The organism is Priestia endophytica (assembly GCF_026790145.1).
Lineage (GTDB): Bacteria > Bacillota > Bacilli > Bacillales > Bacillaceae_H > Bacillus_I > Bacillus_I endophytica_A.
In genome coordinates this window covers 1-21,963 of the sequence record NZ_JALAMS010000020.1, presented here as the reverse complement: position 1 = coordinate 21,963, position 21,963 = coordinate 1, and the positions used below count along the sequence as shown (strand labels likewise).

The 21,963-nt window shown below is 37.1% G+C and carries 23 protein-coding genes and 2 tRNA genes; 19 read left to right on the top strand and 6 right to left on the bottom strand.

Features of this window, described 5'->3' with window-relative positions:
- Positions 1–51: 51 nt before the first annotated feature.
- The 8 genes from MOC86_RS16390 to MOC86_RS16355 all read left to right on the top strand — a co-directional run bounded on the left by MOC86_RS16390 (position 52) and on the right by MOC86_RS16355 (position 8,079).
- Positions 52–690, top strand: a complete 639-nt coding sequence (locus tag MOC86_RS16390) for a helix-turn-helix transcriptional regulator (protein ID WP_026009479.1) — start codon at positions 52–54, stop codon at positions 688–690.
- A 35-nt stretch (positions 691–725) separates the two neighbouring features.
- On the top strand, positions 726–1,529 hold the full coding sequence (locus tag MOC86_RS16385) for a pyruvate, water dikinase regulatory protein (protein WP_268585118.1): 804 nt from the start codon (positions 726–728) through the stop codon (positions 1,527–1,529).
- Between the two features lie 345 nt (positions 1,530–1,874).
- Complete coding sequence (locus MOC86_RS16380; RefSeq protein WP_231573073.1) at positions 1,875–2,291, top strand: YaiI/YqxD family protein; 417 nt, start codon at positions 1,875–1,877, stop codon at positions 2,289–2,291.
- A 40-nt stretch (positions 2,292–2,331) separates the two neighbouring features.
- Positions 2,332–4,146, top strand: coding sequence for a DNA primase (gene dnaG, locus MOC86_RS16375; protein WP_268585117.1), 1,815 nt, complete (start codon positions 2,332–2,334; stop codon positions 4,144–4,146).
- 50 nt (positions 4,147–4,196) lie between these two features.
- A complete protein-coding gene (gene rpoD, locus MOC86_RS16370; RefSeq protein ID WP_019391450.1) occupies positions 4,197–5,330 on the top strand; it encodes an RNA polymerase sigma factor RpoD in 1,134 nt (377 codons plus the stop codon).
- Positions 5,331–5,759: 429 nt separating this feature from the next.
- A complete protein-coding gene (gene cccA, locus MOC86_RS16365) occupies positions 5,760–6,119 on the top strand; it encodes a cytochrome c550 (protein ID WP_243517617.1) in 360 nt (119 codons plus the stop codon).
- Positions 6,120–6,253: 134 nt separating this feature from the next.
- Positions 6,254–6,958, top strand: coding sequence for a tRNA (adenine(22)-N(1))-methyltransferase (locus MOC86_RS16360; RefSeq protein ID WP_243517619.1), 705 nt, complete (start codon positions 6,254–6,256; stop codon positions 6,956–6,958).
- Positions 6,958–8,079: a Nif3-like dinuclear metal center hexameric protein gene (locus MOC86_RS16355; RefSeq protein WP_268585116.1), complete on the top strand. Its 1,122-nt coding sequence runs from the start codon at positions 6,958–6,960 to the stop codon at positions 8,077–8,079. The genes MOC86_RS16360 and MOC86_RS16355 overlap by 1 nt, the downstream gene beginning before the upstream one ends.
- 34 nt (positions 8,080–8,113) lie before the next feature.
- Here MOC86_RS16355 and MOC86_RS16350 read toward each other — a convergent pair whose 3' ends face one another.
- Positions 8,114–9,082 (bottom strand): 4-hydroxy-3-methylbut-2-enyl diphosphate reductase, encoded by a 969-nt coding sequence (locus tag MOC86_RS16350; RefSeq protein ID WP_268585115.1) that lies wholly within the window; start codon positions 9,080–9,082, stop codon positions 8,114–8,116.
- 99 nt (positions 9,083–9,181) lie between these two features.
- On the bottom strand, positions 9,182–9,682 hold the full coding sequence (gene vrrA / locus MOC86_RS16345) for a VrrA/YqfQ family protein (protein ID WP_268585114.1): 501 nt from the start codon (positions 9,680–9,682) through the stop codon (positions 9,182–9,184).
- A 170-nt stretch (positions 9,683–9,852) separates the two neighbouring features.
- On the opposite strand from vrrA, the gene MOC86_RS16340 reads away from it, so the two are divergent.
- The gene (locus tag MOC86_RS16340) at positions 9,853–11,175 is read left to right on the top strand and encodes a DEAD/DEAH box helicase (RefSeq protein ID WP_243517631.1); all 1,323 of its coding nucleotides are present in this window, start codon (positions 9,853–9,855) and stop codon (positions 11,173–11,175) included.
- A gap of 129 nt (positions 11,176–11,304) precedes the next feature.
- Complete coding sequence (locus MOC86_RS16335; RefSeq protein ID WP_268585113.1) at positions 11,305–12,195, top strand: deoxyribonuclease IV; 891 nt, start codon at positions 11,305–11,307, stop codon at positions 12,193–12,195.
- A 57-nt stretch (positions 12,196–12,252) separates the two neighbouring features.
- On the opposite strand, the gene MOC86_RS16330 is transcribed toward MOC86_RS16335, so the two are convergent.
- The gene (locus tag MOC86_RS16330; protein WP_268585112.1) at positions 12,253–12,510 is read right to left on the bottom strand and encodes a DUF2624 domain-containing protein; all 258 of its coding nucleotides are present in this window, start codon (positions 12,508–12,510) and stop codon (positions 12,253–12,255) included.
- Between the two features lie 180 nt (positions 12,511–12,690).
- Between MOC86_RS16330 and MOC86_RS16325 the strand changes: the two genes are divergently transcribed.
- The 4 genes from MOC86_RS16325 (at position 12,691) to MOC86_RS16310 (ending at position 15,724) form a co-directional block, all read left to right on the top strand.
- Entirely contained in the window at positions 12,691–13,566 is an 876-nt protein-coding gene (locus MOC86_RS16325; protein WP_019391459.1) for a YitT family protein, read from the top strand.
- Positions 13,567–13,744: 178 nt separating this feature from the next.
- Positions 13,745–14,485, top strand: a complete 741-nt coding sequence (locus MOC86_RS16320; RefSeq protein WP_268585272.1) for a metal ABC transporter ATP-binding protein — start codon at positions 13,745–13,747, stop codon at positions 14,483–14,485.
- Positions 14,482–15,321: a metal ABC transporter permease gene (locus MOC86_RS16315; protein WP_040056810.1), complete on the top strand. Its 840-nt coding sequence runs from the start codon at positions 14,482–14,484 to the stop codon at positions 15,319–15,321. The genes MOC86_RS16320 and MOC86_RS16315 overlap by 4 nt, the downstream gene beginning before the upstream one ends.
- Positions 15,311–15,724 (top strand): Fur family transcriptional regulator, encoded by a 414-nt coding sequence (locus MOC86_RS16310; RefSeq protein ID WP_019391462.1) that lies wholly within the window; start codon positions 15,311–15,313, stop codon positions 15,722–15,724. Before MOC86_RS16315 ends, MOC86_RS16310 begins: the two co-directional genes overlap by 11 nt.
- A gap of 38 nt (positions 15,725–15,762) precedes the next feature.
- Here the strand turns inward: MOC86_RS16310 and MOC86_RS16305 are convergent, their stop codons facing one another.
- On the bottom strand, positions 15,763–16,134 hold the full coding sequence (locus MOC86_RS16305; protein ID WP_061802004.1) for a DUF4190 domain-containing protein: 372 nt from the start codon (positions 16,132–16,134) through the stop codon (positions 15,763–15,765).
- Positions 16,135–16,387: 253 nt separating this feature from the next.
- Between MOC86_RS16305 and MOC86_RS16300 the strand changes: the two genes are divergently transcribed.
- On the top strand, positions 16,388–16,957 hold the full coding sequence (locus MOC86_RS16300) for a 5' nucleotidase, NT5C type (protein WP_268585111.1): 570 nt from the start codon (positions 16,388–16,390) through the stop codon (positions 16,955–16,957).
- Positions 16,958–16,982: 25 nt separating this feature from the next.
- On the opposite strand, the gene ispG is transcribed toward MOC86_RS16300, so the two are convergent.
- Complete coding sequence (gene ispG / locus MOC86_RS16295; protein ID WP_243517637.1) at positions 16,983–18,101, bottom strand: flavodoxin-dependent (E)-4-hydroxy-3-methylbut-2-enyl-diphosphate synthase; 1,119 nt, start codon at positions 18,099–18,101, stop codon at positions 16,983–16,985.
- Positions 18,102–18,297: 196 nt separating this feature from the next.
- Positions 18,298–18,621 (bottom strand): LysM peptidoglycan-binding domain-containing protein, encoded by a 324-nt coding sequence (locus MOC86_RS16290; protein WP_268585110.1) that lies wholly within the window; start codon positions 18,619–18,621, stop codon positions 18,298–18,300.
- 82 nt (positions 18,622–18,703) lie between these two features.
- Between MOC86_RS16290 and MOC86_RS16285 the strand changes: the two genes are divergently transcribed.
- The 4 genes from MOC86_RS16285 (at position 18,704) to MOC86_RS16270 (ending at position 21,961) form a co-directional block, all read left to right on the top strand.
- Positions 18,704–19,909, top strand: coding sequence for an MFS transporter (locus MOC86_RS16285; RefSeq protein WP_268585109.1), 1,206 nt, complete (start codon positions 18,704–18,706; stop codon positions 19,907–19,909).
- Positions 19,910–20,046: 137 nt separating this feature from the next.
- Entirely contained in the window at positions 20,047–21,681 is a 1,635-nt protein-coding gene (locus MOC86_RS16280) for a Na/Pi cotransporter family protein (protein WP_268585108.1), read from the top strand.
- A 128-nt stretch (positions 21,682–21,809) separates the two neighbouring features.
- A tRNA-Asn gene (locus MOC86_RS16275) sits at positions 21,810–21,884 on the top strand.
- A gap of 3 nt (positions 21,885–21,887) precedes the next feature.
- Positions 21,888–21,961, top strand: a tRNA-Met gene (locus tag MOC86_RS16270).
- The last annotated feature ends 2 nt before the right edge of the window (positions 21,962–21,963 follow it).

Below are 21,963 nucleotides of genomic sequence, written 5' to 3'. Positions count from 1 at the left end.
AGTATATAATAATGATAGTCGAGTATGGCATATATTGTTTTTTGAATTAAGGTGGTGATTAAGATCGAACTCAATCACAGACAAGAGCATATTTTACAAATTGTAAAAGATAACGGCCCCATTACAGGAGAACAGATTGCCGAACGTCTTAATTTGACGAGAGCAACGTTAAGACCAGATTTAGCAATTCTTACGATGGCAGGATACTTAGAAGCAAGACCCCGAGTAGGCTATTTCTATACGGGGAAAACCGGGTCACAGCTTCTAGCTGATAAAATTCGTAAAATAAAGGTAGAAGAATATCAGTCGATTCCTGTTGTTGTAAATGAATCTGTTTCAGTCTACGATGCGATCTGTACAATGTTTCTTGAAGATGTGGGAACGTTATTTGTAGTAGATAAAAGGTCTTATCTTGTAGGAGTTTTATCACGAAAAGATTTATTAAGAGCAAGCATGGGGAAACAGGAATTGAATTCGATTCCTGTTAATATTATTATGACAAGAATGCCTAATATCACCTATTGTCTTAGAGATGATTTACTTGTTGAAGTTGCAAAAGGTTTAATTGATAAACAAATTGACGCCGTCCCTGTTGTGAAAGATCATCCTGATGGATATGAAGTTGTCGGCAGAATAACGAAAACAAATATCACAAAACTTCTTGTTGCTTTAGCAGAAGATGATCAATAAAAATTTCATGAGTGAAAAAGGGGATGTAAATGTTGATGAATAATCCATTTATATATGTGCTATCAGACTCAGTAGGAGAAACAGCTGATTTAGTTGTGAAAGCAGCAACAAGTCAATTTCATCAATCAGAAGCGATCATCAAAAGAATTCCTTATGTAGAAGATTACGCAACATTATCCGAAGTAGTAGCACTTGCTAAGTTAAATGATGGCATTATTTGTTTCACGCTTGTAAAACCAAAAATGAGGGCTTTTCTTTTAAAAGAAGCAGAAGAAAATGGAGTTCCTGTATTTGATATTGTTGGTCCTTTAATCGATAAAATCCAGACATCTTACAAACTTCAGCCACGTTATGAGCCAGGGCTTGTTCGCAAGCTTGATGATGACTATTTCAAGAAAGTAGAAGCGATTGAGTTTGCGGTTAAATATGACGATGGACGAGATCCGCGCGGTATTTTAAAAGCTGATATTATTTTAGTTGGTGTTTCAAGAACGTCCAAAACGCCGCTTTCTCAATTTCTTGCCCATAAACGTTTGAAAGTAGCTAATGTGCCTATTGTTCCTGAAGTTGAGCCTCCTCAAGAGCTTTTCCAAGTTTCAGCTAAAAAATGTATCGGTTTAATGATCAGTCCAGAAAAGCTTAATAATATTCGACGAGAGCGTCTAAAATCTTTAGGCTTAAATGATGGAGCTATTTATGCAAATATCGAACGAATTAAAGAAGAGCTTGATTTCTTTGAAAAAGTCGCAGGGAAAATTGGCTGCCAAGTTATTGATGTATCAAATAAAGCTGTAGAAGAAACAGCAGGAGTTATTTTAAACAAATTATATAAGCGCTAAGAAGGCATTTAGTTTGTAATTGTCTATTCACTTCGTGTCTTCAACAGATGGACAACTTTGTAATTTCCTGTAGAAAATATTAATAATTTGTATTATAATAAAAAATTGTGATAAAAAGATTGGTTTTAGGTTTAGACTCCGTCTATAACGAATAAACTAGTGGTATGAAGCGAAACTTCCTAACATGGGATTTTTTCATTCTCAAGTGGGAATTCACCACGTATTCTGTATATAAATAGACGGAAAGAGAAAAAAGATTTTTAGAAGGATTCTCTGGAGGGATGTAGAATAGAGAAATATAGCCGTAGAAATTCCAGAGTTTTTGTCGATGGTGATGCTTGTCCAGTGAATAAGGAGATTGCGAAAATCGCCAAAATGTACGACCAAGACGTCCTATTTGTCGCTTCTTATGCACATATGAGAAAAGACGAAGGCCAAAATGAATGGAAGTATGTCGACAGCGAAGCAGAAGAAGTTGATCTCTATATTTTGAATATGGCCCAAAGAGGAGATATCGTCGTTACCCAAGATACAGGGCTTGCAAGTATGCTCATTGGGAAAGGTGTTTATGTTCTATCTCCACGTGGGAAATACTATAATAAAGAGGATATGGATCAAATTCTATTTTTTCGCTACGCATCTGCTAAAGAAAGACGTGCTGGACGTTACCCAAAAGGGGGGCCATCTTCCTTTAGTGAAAATGATCGTCAAAATTTCAAGGAATCCTTCATAAAATTATTGTCGAACCTTAAAGGAATTTAAAGATTTATGAAGAATATGAATTAAGGTGGAGCTGTTCGAAATGGGAGGAAAAATTCCTGAAGAAGTAATAGAACAGATTCGACGTTCCATTGACATTGTAGATGTTGTGGGCGACCATGTTCAGCTTAAAAAGCAAGGAAAAAACTATTTTGGTTTATGTCCTTTTCATGGTGAAAATACACCATCTTTTTCAGTTTCCCCTGACAAACAGATTTATCACTGCTTTGGCTGTGGGGCTGGTGGGAACGCCTTTTCTTTTTTGATGGATATTGATGGGCTTTCTTTTACAGAAGCTGTAACTAAGCTAGCTGGTAAAGTGGGAATTCAAGTTGAACAAACTAACAATTCCGAGACAAAAGAACAGCAGCCATCAAACAGAATGATAGAAGCTCATGAGCTTCTAAAGAAATTCTACCATCATTTACTCGTGAACACAAAAGAGGGTCAGGAAGCTTACGATTATTTACTTCAACGTGGTTTTACAGATGAGTTCATTAAACGTTTTGAGATAGGCTATACCATTAATTCTTGGGATTTTGCTGTTAAATTTCTAACAAAGCGTGGTTTTAATCTTGAGGAGATGGAGAAATGCGGTCTTCTCATTAAGAAAGATGATGGAAATGAATATTTTGATCGCTTTCGTAATCGGATTATGTTTCCAATCCACGACTTGCAAGGAAGAACAATCGCTTTTTCCGGAAGAATACTTGGGGAAGGACAGCCTAAATATTTAAACAGTCCAGAAACTCCTATCTTTTTAAAAAGCAAAACAATTTACAACTTTCATGCTGCTAAAAAAGCAATTCGAAAGCAAGAACAAGTATTGCTTTTTGAAGGTTATGCAGATGTTATTGCTGCAGTTGGAGCGGAATGTGAAAATTCTGTAGCCACAATGGGAACGTCTTTAACTGTAGAACAAGCGAAAATCATTCGCCGTAATGTAGAATCGGTTATTATCTGTTACGATGGAGATGGAGCAGGGATAGAAGCAACTGTTAAAGCTGCCTCAATTTTACAGGAAGTAGGGTGTCATGTGCAAGTTGCTCCCCTTCCAGATGGATATGATCCAGATCAGTATATCCAAGAGTTTGGAGCTTTGAAATTTAGGCAGAGCGTAATTGAGAATAGTTTAACATACACATCCTTTAAGCTACGATATTTGAAGAGAGGAAAAGATCTTCAAAACGAAGCAGAACGAATGCATTATATTGATTCCGCTCTTAAAGAAGTAAATACTTTAACAAAAGCAGTAGAAAAGGAGCATTATTTACGACAGTTAAGTGATGAGTTTTCTATTTCACTCTCTGCTTTAAAAGAGCAGGAACTTCAAATAAACAAAGTTCAGAAGCAAAAAAAGGATAATGCACAAGGAAATAGAAATAATATAGCTAGAAAGCTTTATACGCAAACGCAGTTATTACCATCTTATCAGAAAGCAGAGCGCTTTTTGCTGGCCTATATGCTTCGAGATGCTATTGTATCTTTACGTGTACAAAATGCGGTGCAAGGCAAGTTTAACGTTGATCTTCACCAAGCATTAGCAAACCATTTGTACGCTTTTTACGAAGAAGGCCACGAAGCTGATTTGAGCGTCTTTGTTCAGTATATATCAGATAAAGAACTAACTCGCTTAGTTTCTGAGCTTGCAATGATTCCACTTCAAGAAGAATTAACAGAACAAGTTTTTAACGATTATCTTTTTGAGATTTTGTCTAAGAAATCTGCTCATGATGAGATTCAAATGAAAAAGCAGGAGCAGATAGAAGCAGAACGCAGTAAAGATTACAGAAAAGCAGCAATGATTGCGAAAGAAATTTTAGAGATGACAAAAACTTTAAAAAAGCGATCATTATAAAATGCACCTTAACGTTTGATATAGTGTAAATATTGGAAGGAGGGGGCTAAATGGCTGAAAAGTCAGCTCGTTCTAAACAACTTGAACCTGAATTAACCCTCGATCAGGTAAAAGAGCAACTTTTGGAAAATGGTAAAAAACGAGGCGCACTAACATATGAGGATATCGCAGAACGCCTGTCAAGCTTTGAGTTAGAGTCGGAACAAATGGATGAATTCTATGAGTATCTTGGTGAACAAGGAATTGAAATTCATGGGGAAGCAGAAGAAACAGCAAGCGCTCCAAACATTCAAGATCTTGCTAAAGCTGAGGATTCAGAATTTGATTTAAATGACTTAAGTGTTCCTCCTGGAGTTAAAATCAATGATCCTGTACGTATGTACTTAAAAGAGATTGGTCGTGTTGATCTTCTTTCTGCTAAGGAAGAGATTGAGTTAGCTCATCGAATTGAAGAAGGAGACGAAGAAGCAAAGCGTCGCTTAGCTGAAGCAAACCTACGTCTTGTTGTTAGTATTGCAAAACGTTATGTTGGGCGAGGAATGCTCTTCTTAGACCTTATTCAAGAAGGAAACATGGGTCTTATTAAAGCGGTAGAAAAGTTCGATTACCGTAAAGGATTCAAATTTAGTACGTATGCAACATGGTGGATTCGTCAAGCAATTACTCGTGCTATTGCTGACCAAGCAAGAACAATCCGTATTCCAGTTCATATGGTTGAAACAATTAACAAGCTTATTCGCGTACAACGTCAGCTTCTTCAGGATTTAGGTCGTGAGCCAATTCCAGAAGAAATTGCTGAAGATATGGATTTAACACCTGAAAAAGTGCGTGAAATCTTAAAGATTGCTCAAGAGCCTGTATCACTTGAAACACCAATTGGTGAGGAAGATGATTCACATCTTGGTGACTTTATTGAAGATCAAGAAGCAACATCACCTTCTGAACATGCGGCATATGAGCTTTTAAAAGAACAACTTGAAGATGTTCTTGATACACTAACAGATCGTGAAGAAAATGTTCTGCGTTTACGTTTTGGTTTAGATGATGGCAGAACACGTACACTTGAAGAGGTTGGTAAAGTGTTTGGCGTAACACGCGAGCGTATTCGTCAGATTGAAGCGAAAGCTCTTCGTAAGCTTCGCCATCCTAGTCGTAGTAAACGTTTAAAAGATTTCCTTGAATAGAATACAGACAGCTTAGAAAAGGTAGTTTGCTTCTTTTGGGAGTAAACTATCTTTTTTAGCTATATGTTTGGTCATATTCTCTTTTTTAAAAAGGCTTTCAATGCTTCTTCTTGTTATTTTTACCATATTCTCTTCTTGACTTTTATTTTACTCAATTAGAAAACGATTTGCAAACTCTCTAAGCAAATATTTATTTACTCTTTACAATTATAATCGAAAGCGTAATCATTTTTGAAGAGAAAAGGAATAAAATAGATAAAAAGGACATGTAGAAAATAAAATTAATAATCTATACAAGTTTTTCTGAATTGTCCAAAAAGTTAGCGTTATCTTATTGGTAACCCTTTCAAAACATGCTGTTTTCAAGTAAAATAAAATTGTCTGTTGTAAGGAAGCTTGTCGCTACATATAAAGGGGAGGGAAGCGGATATGAATCGTAATCCACTTGTACCGTTTTTTTTCATCATGGCATTTGGCATTTTACTAATGGTCATCTTAGGCTTTAAAGGCAATGGAGATCAAAAAGAGCTTGCCCAGGAAAAGGAAGGTGGGGCAAAGCAGGAAGAAACAGCTGCAAGTCCAGAGGAAATATATAAGCAAACCTGTATTAGCTGCCATGGAGAGCAGTACCAAGGTGTATCAGGCCCAGCATTAAAAGGGGTTGGCGAGAAGCTTTCACAAGAGGAAGTTAAGAAGATTATTACACAAGGAAAAGGTGGTATGCCAGCAAACCTTGTTCCACAAGAAAAAGCAGATGAAATGGCAAAATGGGTTAGGAAGATAGAGTAGCAAGATAGAGTAGCTGATAACGCTCCTTTTACATTCAAAAGGGGCTTTTTTATGTTCTTTTTTTCTTTGAACTTGAAAGAGAGCGCTGAAATCTTTATTATGAGAGAAGAAAATAACATGAGTAGGTGACATGATTGACGACAGTTAAATTATCAAATCGTCTTAAGCAAGCGGTAGAATTTATTCCAAAAGGAGCCGTTATTGCTGATATTGGATCTGACCACGCATATCTACCTTGCTATGCGTATGAGATGGGATACATAAAAGGAGCCGTAGCTGGAGAAATTACGGACGGTCCGTTTCAGTCGGCTTTAAATCAAGTGAAAAATTTAGAGCTCAATGAGAAGATTAGCGTTCGAAAAGGGGACGGCCTTGAAGTGATCTCTAAAGGAGAAGTAGACTGTGTTGTAATAGCAGGAATGGGCGGTGCATTGATTACAAACATTCTAGAAGAGGGAAAACACAAATTAGAAGGCGTTACTCGTCTTGTTTTACAGCCTAATATTGGGGCAAGAAATGTTCGTAAATGGCTTATTAATAACGACTGGGAACTTAAAGGAGAACATATCCTTGAGGAAGATGGACACATTTATGAAGTGTTAATGGCAGAGAGAGGAAATCCTATGTCTCCATATGGTGACGCATTAGAAAAAGGCCTTTTGCTTGGACCTTTCTTACGTGAAGAGAAAAATGAAACATTTATAAAAAAGTGGATTCATGAAGAAAGCCACCTTGAACGGATTATTAAGCAGCTTGAAAAAAGCACTTTAACACAAGAAAACTTGAAAAGAAAAGGGGAAATGGAACAAGATTTAAAATCGATTAGGGAGGTTTTATAGTGGCAAAGGAAGTAAGCGGCCAAAAAATTATTGAAGTATTTGAATCATTTTCACCAAAGAACTTAGCGGTTGAAGGAGATAAAATTGGTCTTCAAATTGGAACGTTAAGCAAACCTGTAAAGCGTGTAATGGTTACATTAGATGTTATGGAAAATGTGGTAGATGAAGCAATTGAAAAAAAAGTGGATTTAATTATTGCTCACCACCCGCCAATCTTTCGACCTTTAAAAACAGTAACAACAGATGGAGCAACCGGAAGAATTGTAGAAAAATGTTTGAAACACGATATTGCTGTTTATGCTGCACATACAAACCTTGATGTGACAAAAGGCGGCGTGAATGATTTATTAGCAGATGCTCTAGGAATAAAAGATACGACCGTTCTTGTTCCAACGGGTGAAGAAGCATTGAAAAAGCTTGTTGTATTCGTTCCAAAAAGTCATGCTGATGAAGTAAGACATGCTCTTGGAACCTCAGGTGGGGGGCATATCGGTAACTACAGCCACTGTACATTCAATACAGAAGGAAAAGGAACGTTTCTTCCACTAGAAGGCACAGATCCTTATGTAGGGACAACTGGTGAACTTCATGAAGAAGAAGAAGTACGAATTGAAACAGTATTCAAAGCTTCAGATGAAAAGAATATTATACGAGCAATGAAAAAGACACATCCATATGAAGAAGTTGCTTATGACGTCTATGACCTTAGCCAAAAAGGAGAAGAGTACGGTTTAGGACGGATGGGCAAACTTGAAGAGGAAACAACGCTAGGGGAGTTTGCTGAGCGTGTTAAACGTGTCTTTGGTGTGAGTGGTCTTCGCGTTGTTGGAAATCTTCAAGACAAAGTACGTAAAGTAGCTGTTTTAGGCGGGGACGGTAATAAATATATGCATACAGCTAAATTTAAAGGTGCCGATGTTTATGTGACAGGAGATTTATATTTCCATGTTGCTCAAGATGCAATGAATGTAGGACTTAATGTTATTGATCCTGGTCATCATGTTGAGCAAATCATGAAACAAGGCGTTACAGACAAGTTAACAGCTCTGTTTAAGGACGAAAATATTCTATGTGAAGTATTTCCATCTGAAGAAGATACAAACCCATTTCAATTCATGTAAAAAAGGTGAGGCATTAATGCCTCACCTTTTTTAATTATGAGCGCGAAAGTTCCTGCGCTGGTTTTGGTTGTTTAACTTTTGGTAAAATTTTAGAAAGCGGAACTTTCTTTTCATTTTTCCATGTTGTTTCATCATGTTCATCGAACTGATCAATAAACTGAATAACTTCACGCACAATTGGAGTTGGCGTAGAAGCACCAGCTGTAACAGCAACTTTCTTAGCTCCTTTTAGCCAATCAATTTTAAGCTCTGAAAGATCTCCAATTCTATAAGCTGTTGTGCCAGCGATTTCTTCTGAAACTTGTGCTAGACGATTTGAGTTGTTACTTTTTGGATCTCCAACAACAATCGTTACATCTGCTTCACCAGCTTGTTCTGCCACAGCTTCTTGGCGAACTTGAGTAGCAAGACAAATTTCTTTATGCTGCTCAACGTGTGGGAATTTTTCTTGCACTTTTTCCATTACGTCTAATACATCCCATTGGCTCATTGTTGTTTGATTTGTAACAATGATTTTGTCGCTTTCAATATTCAAGCTTTTCACATCTTCAGCTTTTTCAACAAGATGGACGATATCAGGGGCAACACCAAGTGCTCCTTCTGGCTCTGGGTGATTTTTCTTTCCGATATAAATCACTTGATAGCCTTCTTTTTTCTTCGCGCGAATTAAATCATGCGTTCTTGTTACATCAGGGCAAGTAGCATCAATAGTTGTAAGCCCCTTTTCTTTCGCGCGTTTTTTAACTTCTGGAGATACACCGTGTGCTGTGAAAATGACAGTTCCATTTTCAATTCCTTCTAAAATCTCTAAACGGTTTGCTCCATCAAGCGTAATAATGCCGTCTTCCTCAAACGCATCTGTTACATGCTTGTTGTGTACAATCATCCCTAAAATATAAATGGGACGAGGTAGACTTTTATCTAAAGCGGCATTGCGGGCAATAACCATAGCGTCTACAACCCCATAACAATATCCGCGAGGTGCAATTTTAATTATTTCCATCATCAATCCTCCTCGTTAAACTAGAAAGAGCAGGTACTCTTGTTTCATTATAAAGGAGGATACTGCAGAATACAAAGAAAGAAATGTGGAAGAGCTAAGTTAAATATAAAGTTTGGGCTGGGAAGTTTTAGCCTTTGCTTTTGTTTGGTTAGAAGTTTTGGCACTTGCTTTTGTTTGAGTAGAATTTTTAGGTTGTTTTAATTTCTGAACCTTTTTTACTTCTTTTTTAACAACGGGCTCTTCAACATCACTTGGCGTTGATTGATCATCAGTGGTATTATCATCTTTAAGGGCTTTGTAAATTTTAAACATAGCCGGCACGTTTCTGACCATTGGTCCGTATTGCTGTACCATTGGTGTTACGCGCTCAGCAACACCTAAGACTTTTTGGACGTTCGTCATCACAGACGTTAGGTTGAACGCTTTCGGAGCGGCTGCGGCGTTTTGGACGCTAGACAGGCCAGCGTTTCGACCTAAAATTTTTGCTAAGATACCTCCGCCAGACGATGGTTGCGGCATGTTTGGTACCCCTCTTGTCATTTGAAAAGGGACCATTCCTCCTCGAGTCATTTGCGGTGGGAAAGATCGTCTAGGAAACAATGAATACACCTCCTTTAATAAACTTTCTATACTATATGCACAAAAAAGGGAGTTGCTTATTGAGAGGGACCTTAATGAAGATGTTTTTGAAGGGGAGTATAGACTTTATAAGCATACTCGCTTATAATCATATACAGTTTGCTTTAGGGTAAAAAGAAAAGGAGATTAACATGAAACAAACCAAATTTGAAAAATTCTCGTTTCAACCGTTTTTAATAGAGGCGATAAAGGATTTAAACTTTTATGAGCCAACTGAAATTCAGGAGCGTATCATTCCCTCTCTGTTAAATGGGGAAAGTGCGATTGGACAATCACAAACTGGAACAGGGAAGACACATGCATATTTACTTCCTATTTTAAATAAGATTAATCCGCATAAAGATCATGTACAAGCTGTGATTATGGCACCAACGCGTGAACTTGCTCTGCAAATTCACGAAGAAGTACAAAAAATTACGATCTTCACAGAAGAAGATGCGAAGATAACGTCTAAATGCTTAATTGGTGGAACAGACAAACAGCGTACAATTGAGAAGCTTAAGCAACAGCCACATATTGTTGTTGGAACACCAAGTCGTATTCATGATTTGATGCAAGAAGGAGCTCTTTCTGTTCGCCAAGTGGATACAATTGTAGTTGATGAAGCTGATCTTATGCTTGATCTTGGCTTTATTGAAGATGTAGACCGCATTGCAGCGGCTATGAAGGAAGATGTTCAAATCCTTGTTTTCTCAGCTACAATTCCTGAGAAACTTAAGCCATTCTTAAAGAAATACCTAGATAATCCACGCTATACACACGTTGCACCAAAACAGCTTACAGCAGCAAAGCTTGAGCATATTTTAGTTCCACAGCGTCATCGTGATAAAAAAGAGCTTGTTTATAATATGTTAACAAACCTTAATCCATATTTAGCAATCGTTTTTGCTAATACGAAGAAAAGTGCAGACGAGCTTGCAGACCACCTTTTAGAAAAAGGCCTAAAAGTAGCTCGTATTCATGGTGGCTTAGAGCCTCGTGAACGTAAACGCAGTATGAAGCAAATTCAAGACCTTCAGTATCAATACATTGTAGCTACAGACCTTGCAGCACGCGGAATTGATATTCAAGGAGTAAGTCATGTTATTAACTATGAAATTCCACAAGATTTAGACTTCTATGTGCACCGTGTTGGAAGAACGGCTCGTGCTGGTTATGATGGAACGGCCATTACAATCTATGAACAAGGTGACTATGAAGCACTTATGAGCTTAGAAAACAGAGGCATCGAGTTTGTGAACAAAGACTTAGAAAGAAATGAATGGGTTGAAGTTGATGATCGCAACAAGCGCCGCAAGCGTGTGAGACAAGAAGATGAAGTCGAAAAAACAGCTCATAAGTTCATCCGTAAACCAGCTAAAGTAAAACCAGGATACAAAAAGAAACGTCAGCGTGAGATTGATCGTTATGTAAAAAAACAAAAGCGAAATACGAGAAATGCACGTAAGAAATAAAGTAAGGAAAAGACGCTCTATGTAGCGTCTTTTTTGATTGAAATGCTGCTTTTATGATAAAATAAAGCGTACTAAATTAGGACGCGATGAAAAGCAGCTGAGAAATATTTACGTAGTGGAGGTAGCAATATGCTTAAGATAGGCTCACACGTTTCTATGAGCGGGAAAAAAATGCTATTAGGTTCTAGTGAAGAAGCATCTTCATATGGAGCTAATACATTTATGATTTATACAGGCGCGCCACAAAATACAAGGCGTAAAAAAATTGAAGAACTGAACATTGAAAAAGGTCATATTCATATGCGTGAAAATGGAATCGACAACATTATCGTCCATGCTCCGTATATTATTAATATTGGGAACACAAAAAACTCTGATACGTTCCAGCTAGGTGTTGATTTTCTACGTTCTGAAATTGAGCGTACAGCAGCGCTAGGGGCCCGTCAAATTGTTCTTCATCCAGGAGCACATGTTGGAGCCGGAAGTGAAGAAGGTATTTCACAAATCATTAAAGGTTTAAATACAGTGCTGACGGTAGAGCAAGATGTTCAAATTGCTCTAGAAACGATGGCTGGAAAGGGCTCTGAATGTGGACGTTCCTTTGAAGAAATCGCTAAAATCATTGATGGTGTTACACACAATGAAAAGCTTTCGGTTTGTTTTGACACATGTCATACACATGATGCTGGATATAACATTAAAGAAGACTTTGATGGAGTATTAGAGGAATTTGATAAGATTGTAGGAGTTGAACGCATTAAAGTTGTTCATCTTAACGACAGTAAAAATGAACAAGGAGCAGAAAAAGACCGCCATGAAAACATTGGTTTTGGGCATATCGGTTTTAAAGCGCTCCACTATGTTGCGAACCATCCTACACTCGCACATGTACCTAAGATTTTAGAAACTCCTTATGTTGGCGAAGATAAAAAAAATAAAAAGCCTCCATATAAAGTTGAGATCGAGATGCTTCGTTCAGGAGAATTTGATCCAGAGTTTAGAGAGAAATTGTTCCATTAAAATAAGCCAGGAGAACGACTACTGAGTTCCGGAGGGTTGTTCTCCTGATTATATGCATTACTTTGCGATTAGTTCTTGAATGAGCTGATTAATCTTACGTGCTGTTTGTTGATCTGTTACTCGTGCAATTTTTTTTATTAACTCTTTTCTTTCCTCTACATTAAAAATGTCAACTTTTTTTTCCTTCATAATATTAACAAGGGTAGCTGCCTGTGTATCCGTCAAGCTAACGTCATATTTTTTGCTATACTGCATTAGTTCTTTTACAGACATACGATTGATTTTATTGTTCACAATCTGTTTGAAAATACCCATTCAAAAGCCTCCTTATTCTCGTTGTTACAGTCTATGTTTATGAAGGGCAAACGTGTCTTAGTGCACAAAACGTGATTTCATAATGCATCCTAATAAAGTAAAGCCTTGGTTAATCAAAGAATCACAGAGAACTTTTGTGCATTTTAAGAAGTGGACCAAGAAGGGGGAGCCAAAGTTATTATGAAACAACATAAAAAAGAAAAGCTGTCACACTTTTTAATGCGCTATTTTTTAATTGTTATTGGAGCAGGTCTAGCTGCTGTTGCGATTGAGCTTTTTCTTGTTCCCAATGATATTATTGATGGTGGCGTTATTGGAGTATCGCTTATTTTGAGTCACCTTAATGCGGGAGCTATCCCATTTGTAAACTTTGCAACGCTCGTTATTATCATTAACCTGCCGTTTATGTATTCTGGGTACAAATATATTGGCAAAACATTCGTCTTCTCTTCAATTTTCGGAATTGTATGTCTAGCTGTTATTGAATCACAGCTTCACCATGTAGAGGCTTTTACAACACAGCCTATTTTAGCTACCGTTTTTGGAGGGCTCATTCTTGGTGCTGGAGTTGGATTAGTTATTCGAAATGGTGGTACAATGGATGGTACAGAAATTTTAGGTATCCTTTTAACGAAAAAACTGCCGTTTTCACTAGGTGAATTTGTAATGTTTGTGAACATTTTTATCTTTATTTGGGCTGGCTTTGTATATGGTCCTGAACAAGCGATGTATTCTGTAATGGCTTACTATATTGCATTTAAAACAATTGATACTGTTATACAAGGACTTGATGAAACAAAAGCTGTGATTATTGTATCTGATCATTATGCAGATGTTTCTGATGCGATCTTAGATCGTCTTGGCCGAGGAACAACAAAGTTAAAAGGAAAAGGTGGCTATACAGATGAAGATAAGGAAGTTATTTATGCTGTTGTAACACGTCTTGAGGTAACGAAGCTAAAAGCAATTGTACATGAAGTGGATCCAAAAGCCTTCATTACGATTATGAATACACAAGAAACAAAAGGAGCGCAGTTCAAGTCTGCCATCCACTAAAAAGGGCAGCCGCATCGATTTTGGAAAAAGATGTTGGCGTCTTTTTTTCTTTAAAAACCTTTGTATTTACAAAAATAGTGTGTTCCTGTATACTACATAAGTACCCAAATCGTAATGATTCTTATAAAAAGTATGGTGAAGAACATTGACTCAACAATATGCACTTGAAGTAAACGATATGTCCTTTCGATATGATCGAGAAACAGTGCTAGATAATATTAACTTAAAAGTGCCACAGGGCGCTTTTTTAGGGTTGGTTGGACCAAATGGTTCTGGAAAATCAACGCTTATCAAAAGTATTCTAGGATTGCAAAAACCTTATAAAGGTTCTATTAAACTGTTTGGAACAGATGTGAATAAATATAAAGACTGGAGTAAAATAGGGTTTGTCTCTCAAAAGGCAAACAGCTTTAACTCAGGCTTTCCTGCAACTGTTTTTGAAGTTGTCTCAACAGGACTTACATCAAAAATTGGTTTATTTAAATTTATGAAGAGCGAGCATAAAAAGAAGGTAGAAGAAGCAATCCGAGCTGTTGGAATGGAAGCTTTTATGAAACGTAATATTGGGGAGCTTTCAGGAGGGCAGCAGCAAAGGATTTTTATTGCGCGTGCCCTTGTAAGTGATCCTAATCTATTAATTTTAGATGAACCAACAGTTGGGGTAGATGCGTTGAATGTTCAAAACTTCTATGATTTACTTTCTTATCTCAATAAGGAAAAGGGAATCACGCTTTTACTTGTTACACATGATATTGGCACAATTACAGAAAAAGTTACTCATGTGGCTTGTTTAAATAAGCATCTTCATTTTCATGGAAAAACAGCAGAGTTTGAGAGTTTAAAAGATAAGGACCTGTCCGCACTTTATGGACATCACGTTCACGTTCTGTCTCATGAACATGGAGGACAACCGGTATGATCGCAAATTTATTTCAGTTTGAATTTTTACAAAATGCATTTATTACAGGGATATTAATTGGCTTTCTAGCGCCGCTTCTTGGTGCTTTTATCGTTGTAAGACGATTATCTCTTATCGCCGATGCGCTTAGTCATGTGACCCTTGCGGGGATTTCAGCAAGCTTGCTGTTAGAAAAAAAGCTTGGTTATCAGCTTAATCCTCTTTACTTTGGTATGATTTTTTCTGTAGCAGGTTCACTTTTTATTGAGAAACTGCGCGGCCTTTACCGTCACTACCAAGAGCTTGCTATTCCGATTATTCTATCAGGCGGAATTGGAATTAGTGTTATTTTCATTTCGCTTGCAGATGGCTTTAATAGCGATTTATTAAATTATTTATTCGGAAGCGTGAGTGCTGTAAGCCGAACAGATCTATGGACTATTGTGGGGGTTGCGATTGTTGTTACGCTTGCCATTATTATCTTTTATAAAGAGCTATTCATTTTATCATTTGATGAAGAGCATGCAAAAGCATCTGGCGTAAAAGCAAAAGCTATTCATTTTCTATTTATTGTCATGGTTGCTCTTGTTATTGCAGCAAGTATGAATATTGTTGGTATTCTGCTTGTGTCTGCTTTAATGACTCTTCCAGTTGCAGCAAGTATGCGATTAGCAACAGGGTTTAAGCAAACAATTATTTTATCAATCATTTTTGGAGAAGTTTCCGTAATTGGTGGACTCATTTCTTCATATTACTTAGACCTTGCTCCAGGTGGAGTCATCGTTGTAATTGCCATTCTTATTTTGTTAGGGTCTATTTTAGTAAAAAAAGGGTGGGGAAGAAAACATGAACATTGATGATGCAATACGGATTTTAAAAGATGAAGGATACAAACATACAGGAAAACGCGAAGATTTGCTTACACTGTTTGCTGAAACAGATAAGTACTTAACAGCAAAAGATGTGTTAGAGAATATGAAAGATGCGTATCCTGGATTGAGTTTTGATACCATTTATCGTAATTTATCTCTATTTACAGACTTGAATATTCTAGAAGTAACAGAGCTCGCTGGTGAGAAACACTTTCGCTTTCAGTGTGCTGCTGGCCACCATCATCATCACTTCATTTGTTTGGACTGTGGGAAAACAGAGAAACTTGCAGCATGTCCAATGACAATTGTGGATGATTCATTAGATGGTTTTCAAGTAACAGGTCATAAGTTTGAAGTTTATGGTAAATGTAAAAAATGTGCGGTATAAGAAAAGGGACAAGCCTAGCTTGTCCCTTTTTTTGTTTGTTAAAAAAATGGGAGGATAAACATGGCGATAAGGAGGGAAACAATTCCGACTCCAATGGCCCATGTACCAGCGCCCCTTGCACCTTTACGACGAGCGATAAACCCTAACACAATCCCTGCGATACTAAGGATAACCGGAAGGAAGAAAAACGAAAGAACAGAAAGGATAAGCCCTAAACGTCCATAGCCAATTCCTTCACGACCATTTTGGTTGCTACGATCTTGACTTCTATCAGTACGTTTTTGCTCAATATATCGTTCATTACGAACATCTCCGCCTAATTCTGCTGCTGTTTCTTCCATGAAGGGTTCTTCATATTCTCGGTCTTTATACGGTGTATCTAAATCTTTTCGATATTGGTCTTTCTCCATTGCAATCCCCGCTTTCTGTAATCTTGAATGCTCAAGATAACGTGTAATAAAGCTTGATGGATGAACTTATAAGAGATGGAGAGCCTCCCATAAGTAAGACACATTCTTCATTATCTCAACGAAGTATTTGCCTTATCAGCATAAAGCTGATTACTTATAGTATGGAGCAAATGCTCGTAATTATAGGAATTAAACTTTTCCATTTTTGGGACTATAGCTTGTATGCTACACTGTACATAAGGAGTGATAAAACGTGAGGAAAAAGCGATTTGGGATTGATATTGACGGAACTGTAACATCACCAGAAACATTTATACCGTACTTAAACGAAGCATTTCAGCTTACGTTAACAATTGATGATATTAAAGAATACGATTTGGTTCCATTTGTAAATGTAAGTAGGGAAGAGCTTGGCCAATGGTTTGAAGAGAATGAACGAGACATTTATAAAAATGCTCCATTAGCTCCATATGCAAAAGACATTTTAGCGGAATGGAAAGAGGACTACGAACTTTTTTACATAAGTGCACGACATGATAAGCTACTTGACGTAACAAAAGGGTGGTTTGATGAGAATGGAGTACATTTTCATCACATTGATTTAATTGGGTCACATGAAAAAGTGGAAACAGCTAAAAAATATGAGGTAGATGTCTTTTTTGAAGATAAGCATGATAATGCATGTGAAATAAGTGAGGAATGTGGAATTCCTGTTATTTTGTTTGATACACCATATAATAGGCTGCCTGTTCCTCAAAATGTTCATCGTGTAACAACATGGTATGAAGCAAAGGAACTTATTGATCAGTGGTTTGGAAAATAAAAAAAAGCGCCGTTTGGCGCTTTTTTTATACGTTTGCTTCTTCTTCTTGTTTTGCTGCTTTTTCTTTTGCGTAATGCTCTTCAGCAATTTTGTCGATTTCTTTTTTCAGTTCTTCAACCATTGTTTCTTCAGGAACTTTACGCACTGTTTTTCCTTTACGGAATAAAAGACCTTCACCACGTGCGCCAGCAATTCCGATGTCTGCTTCACGCGCTTCACCAGGTCCATTTACAGCACAACCAAGTACAGCAACCTTAATCGGTGCTTTAATTGTAGAAATATATTCTTCAACTTCATTTGCAATGCTGATAAGATCAATTTCAATTCGTCCACATGTAGGACAAGAAATTAATGTTGCAGCATTTGCAGCAAGACCAAATGATTTTAGAAGCTCACGAGCTACTTTGACTTCTTCAACAGGATCAGCACTTAGTGAGATACGAAGTGTGTTTCCAATCCCTTTTGAAAGAATAGCGCCAAGTCCAGCAGCACTTTTTACCGTTCCAGCAAACAGCGTACCTGACTCTGTAATACCTAGATGTAGAGGATAGTCAAAAGCTTTTGCTGCTTTTTCATATGCTTCAATTGCTAAGTTAACGTCTGACGCTTTCATAGACACGATAATATCATGGAAATCAAGGTCTTCTAAGATTTGAATATGATGAAGTGCACTTTCAACCATTCCATCTGCAGTAGGGTAGCCGTATTTATCTAAAATACGTTTTTCAAGAGAGCCAGCGTTAACGCCAATTCGAATTGGAACTCCACGTTCTTTTGCCGCTTTTACAACTGCTTCTACTTTCTCACGACGCCCGATGTTACCTGGGTTAATTCGGATTTTATCTGCTCCACCTTCAATGGCTTTAAGAGCTAATCTATAGTCGAAGTGAATGTCTACAACAAGAGGAATGTTGATACGTTTTTTAATTTCGCTAATAGCATTTGCCGCACGTTCGTCTGGACATGCTACACGAACAACTTGACAGCCTGCCTCTTCCAAACGTTTAATCTCTGCCACTGTTGCCTCGACATCGTGGGTTTTAGTTGTTGTCATACTTTGAATTATTACTTCATCGCTACCACCGATTGTCAAATGACCGACTTTAACAGGGCGAGTCTTCGTGCGATGTATGATTTCACTCACGTGTTAACATCTCCTTTTAGTAAAGTTCACATTTCAAACATTATTCCTTAATAAGAATAACGTGTTATTGAAAAAATAACTAGTAGTAAAAGTAAGTTGAATACATTTCTTTCTTCCGTGAATGGAAATACTACTAAGGAATGTGACTTTGTTCTTATATTTTAGCAATGAAAAGGGGAAATTGACAAGAAATATACTAAGAGGAGCTGTAAATTGGAAATTTGTACTTCTTTCCAACTTGAATATTCTCAGGTGAGAGATTATCGTTTAAGCGTCGAAAATCTTGGCTGATTTTCTCAATATTTAAATTGGAGTCTTCCTTTTGTAGTTGACTAATAATGGATAGTACAGTATCGCCCTGTTGGACCACAACAGTTTGATAATCTTGTTTTTCTGATTTTTGAACAGCTGCTGTTTCAACAGCTTGTGGAGAAGAGGCTTTCAGCGTTCCTACACTAATATCGTAATAAGCAACATACCCGATAAATAATACGATAAGAAGTACGCCTAGTTTTTCCATATATTCCTCCTTGCCTTTTGTACATACTCTTTTTAACTTATGTTAGAAAAACCATCATCATGATGAGAAAGAAGGAAAAGAAATGAATGATCAAAAAATTACTGTGATGCTTGGACTCCTTCCTTTTATAATGGTTCTTGGGAATTCTTCTTTAATACCAATCCTCCCTGAAATTCAGCAAAATCTTAACTTAAATGATACGCAAACAAGCTTTATTTTAAGTGCGTTTTCATTGCCAGCTGCGCTTGCTATTCCTTTTGTAGGCATCCTTTCTGACCGATATGGAAGAAGAAAACTCATTGTTCTATCACTTATATTAGTGATACTTGGAAGTTTGATTGCAGGAGTTAGTGAAATTGTAGGGTCTCAATATAGCTACTCCTTGCTTACGGTTGGGCGCATCATCCAAGGAGTGGGAGCGGCAGGTACTACGCCTTTAGCAATGGCATTAGCGGGTGATTTGTTCAGTGGTGACAGAAGAGCAAAAGTGCTAGGTATATTGGAAGTATATAATGGTATCGGAAAAGTAATTGCTCCTATTATTGGGGCTGTAATTGCTCTTATCGCTTGGTATGCGCTTTTTTTTCTTTTTCCACTAGTAGCTATTATTCCTCTTATAGGGGTTGCAAGATATGTGAAAGAAGAAAAACAGAAAAGCACGGTCTCTTTTTCAACTTATATTAAGAAGCTTGGGAAAGTTTTAAAACGAGAACAGCGCTGGCTGTATCCAATGTTTTTTTTAGGCGGTCTTTGTCTCTTCTTATTATTCGGCTCTCTTTACTATCTTTCCTTTCTTATTGAAGAAAAGTATAGGATGGATGGTTTTTTCAAAGGAACATCTTTTGCCATTCCACTAGGAGCGATGACAATTACTTCTTATTGGACAGGGAAAAGAATTAAGGAAGACAAGATTCTTATGGGGAAATTAATAATCGTTGGAATTACTTTTTTAATTTCTATGTTTTTTGTTATGGTTCTTTTTCATTCTCTTTCTGTATTGATGTTTTGTTTAACAATAGCACTTGGTGGATTAGGTTTTTTGCTTCCGTGTATTAATATGCTTGTCACTTCGTCAGTAAGAGATGAAGAGAGGGGATTTATTGTCTCAATATATGGTATGGTAAGATTTATAGGGGTTGCTCTAGGTCCTATTATTTTTGAAGTGTGGATGAGTGATGTGGAAACGATGTTTTATTACGCTTTTATGCTTATTGTAATAGCAAGCTTATGGGTGATGTTAAGAACGCGTATTCGTTCACCATTTCTACGGCAAAAGGTTATTAGATAAGAGAAAATAATGTATTGATTACACGAAAATATCAAGATTCTGTTGTCTTTTGGACCTGTTATCGTCCATACTTATAAAGAAGTTTCTTCCGTCGGAGAACAAAGGGAAAGCATCATGATGCTAAAGGAGGGGAAGCGGTGGAAGTAACGCTCCAAAAGCCAATTTTCGAATTTATTGGAGGTCTTGGCCTCTTTTTGTTTGCGATTACATATTTAGGAGAAGGGTTACAGAAATCAACAGGGGAGAGGCTTAGGAAAATCATTGATACGTTTACGAGCAATCCCATTATCGGTGTTTTTGCCGGAATGATTTCAACCATTCTTGTTCAAAGCAGTTCTGGAATGATTATTATTGTGCTTGGCTTAGTAAGTGCCAGATTTATGACATTAAGACAATCTATTGGTGTAATAATGGGATCAAATATTGGCACAACACTGACAGCTTTTATTATCGGTATCAATTTTAGTTCTTATTTTCTTCCTATACTAGCTATTGGCTCAATGCTTATTGTGTTTTTTTCTAGTAAGAAAGTTAACTATATAGGACAAGTTATCTTTGGGTTTGGTGCTTTGTTTCTTGGGTTAGAGCTTATGGGAGATGGTATGAAGGGAATTGTTTCTTTAAATGTATTTCAAGCCTTTGTTTTAAGTATGGGAAATAATCCTTTCTTTGGTGTAAGCATGGGAACGATTTTTACAGCTGTTGTCCAAAAATCAAGTGCTTCAATTGGGGTATTACAGGAACTGTATAAGCAAGGTTCTATTAGTTTAACAGCTGCACTTCCTGTTTTATTTGGTGCGAATATAGGTACGACTATTACGGTTGTTTTAGCCTCTTTAAGTGCTTCTGTTCTAGCGAAAAGAGCTGCTTTAACACATGTTTTATTAAATGCTTCAGGTACACTTATTTTTTTAGCTTTTCTGCCTGTTTTTACAGCACTTATATCCCTTGTTCAAGCCTATTTTCATATTAATGGAGCTATTACGATTGCTGTTGCACACGCTATTTTTAACATTGTTACCACACTAATTTGGCTCCCGTTTGTAGGTATTTTAGTATACTTAGTGACAAAAGCTCTTCCGGAGAGAAATGCTTTTCTAACTCAAGATCATGGATACCTTGACAGACAGTTTATTGAGCAAGCACCAACTGTCGCTCTAAATCAAGTGAAAAAAGAAATGATCGAAATGAGTCATCTTGCTTTAAAAAGTTTCACAGAAGCTCACAGTTATTTAGGAACAAGAGATCGCATGTATGCCCGAGAAGTCACAAATGTAATGGAAAGCTTAGAAGAAAAGGAAAGAAAGCTAAAAGCCTATTTTCTACTTCTATCTGAAAATGCTTTATCAACGCTTGAGAGTGAAGCTTACTTTAGACGTCAAGAAGAATTACATTATTTAAAAAGGATAGGAGCACATAGTGAAAATATTACAGAATTTGTAGATTACCAACTTGCTAACAAAGTTCTTTTTACAGAGGAGGCTGCTTTTGACTTAGAAGAAATGTTTCAAAGTACGTTAAAGGCTCTTTCTGGAATGATAAAAGCTTTAGAAAACAACGATATAAAGAGTGCCAGAAGCGTGCTTGAAATGGAAGATCAGATTGACAGAATGGAAAGGGTACTGCGCAAAAAGCATATTCTACGTTTAAATAAAGGAGAATGTTCAGGAGCAGCTGGTATCTTATTTGTGGATATTATTAATAATTTGGAGAGAATTGGAGACTATGCTGAAAAACTATCTCAGCACATTTTAGAACAAAACAATGCCTAATTGTTAAGGGTGAGAGTTGAATATAAAATAAAAGCTATCATCCTTAACTTTAACATTATTTTTTTTCTTGAAAAACGATTGACAAAAGCTTGTCTTGATGATAAATTAGATATTGTCCTATTTAATGTTCCACAGTAGCTCAGTGGTAGAGCTATCGGCTGTTAACCGATCGGTCGTAGGTTCGAATCCTACCTGTGGAGCCATTTGGCGGTGTAGCTCAGCTGGCTAGAGCGTACGGTTCATACCCGTGAGGTCGGGGGTTCGATCCCCTCCGCCGCTATT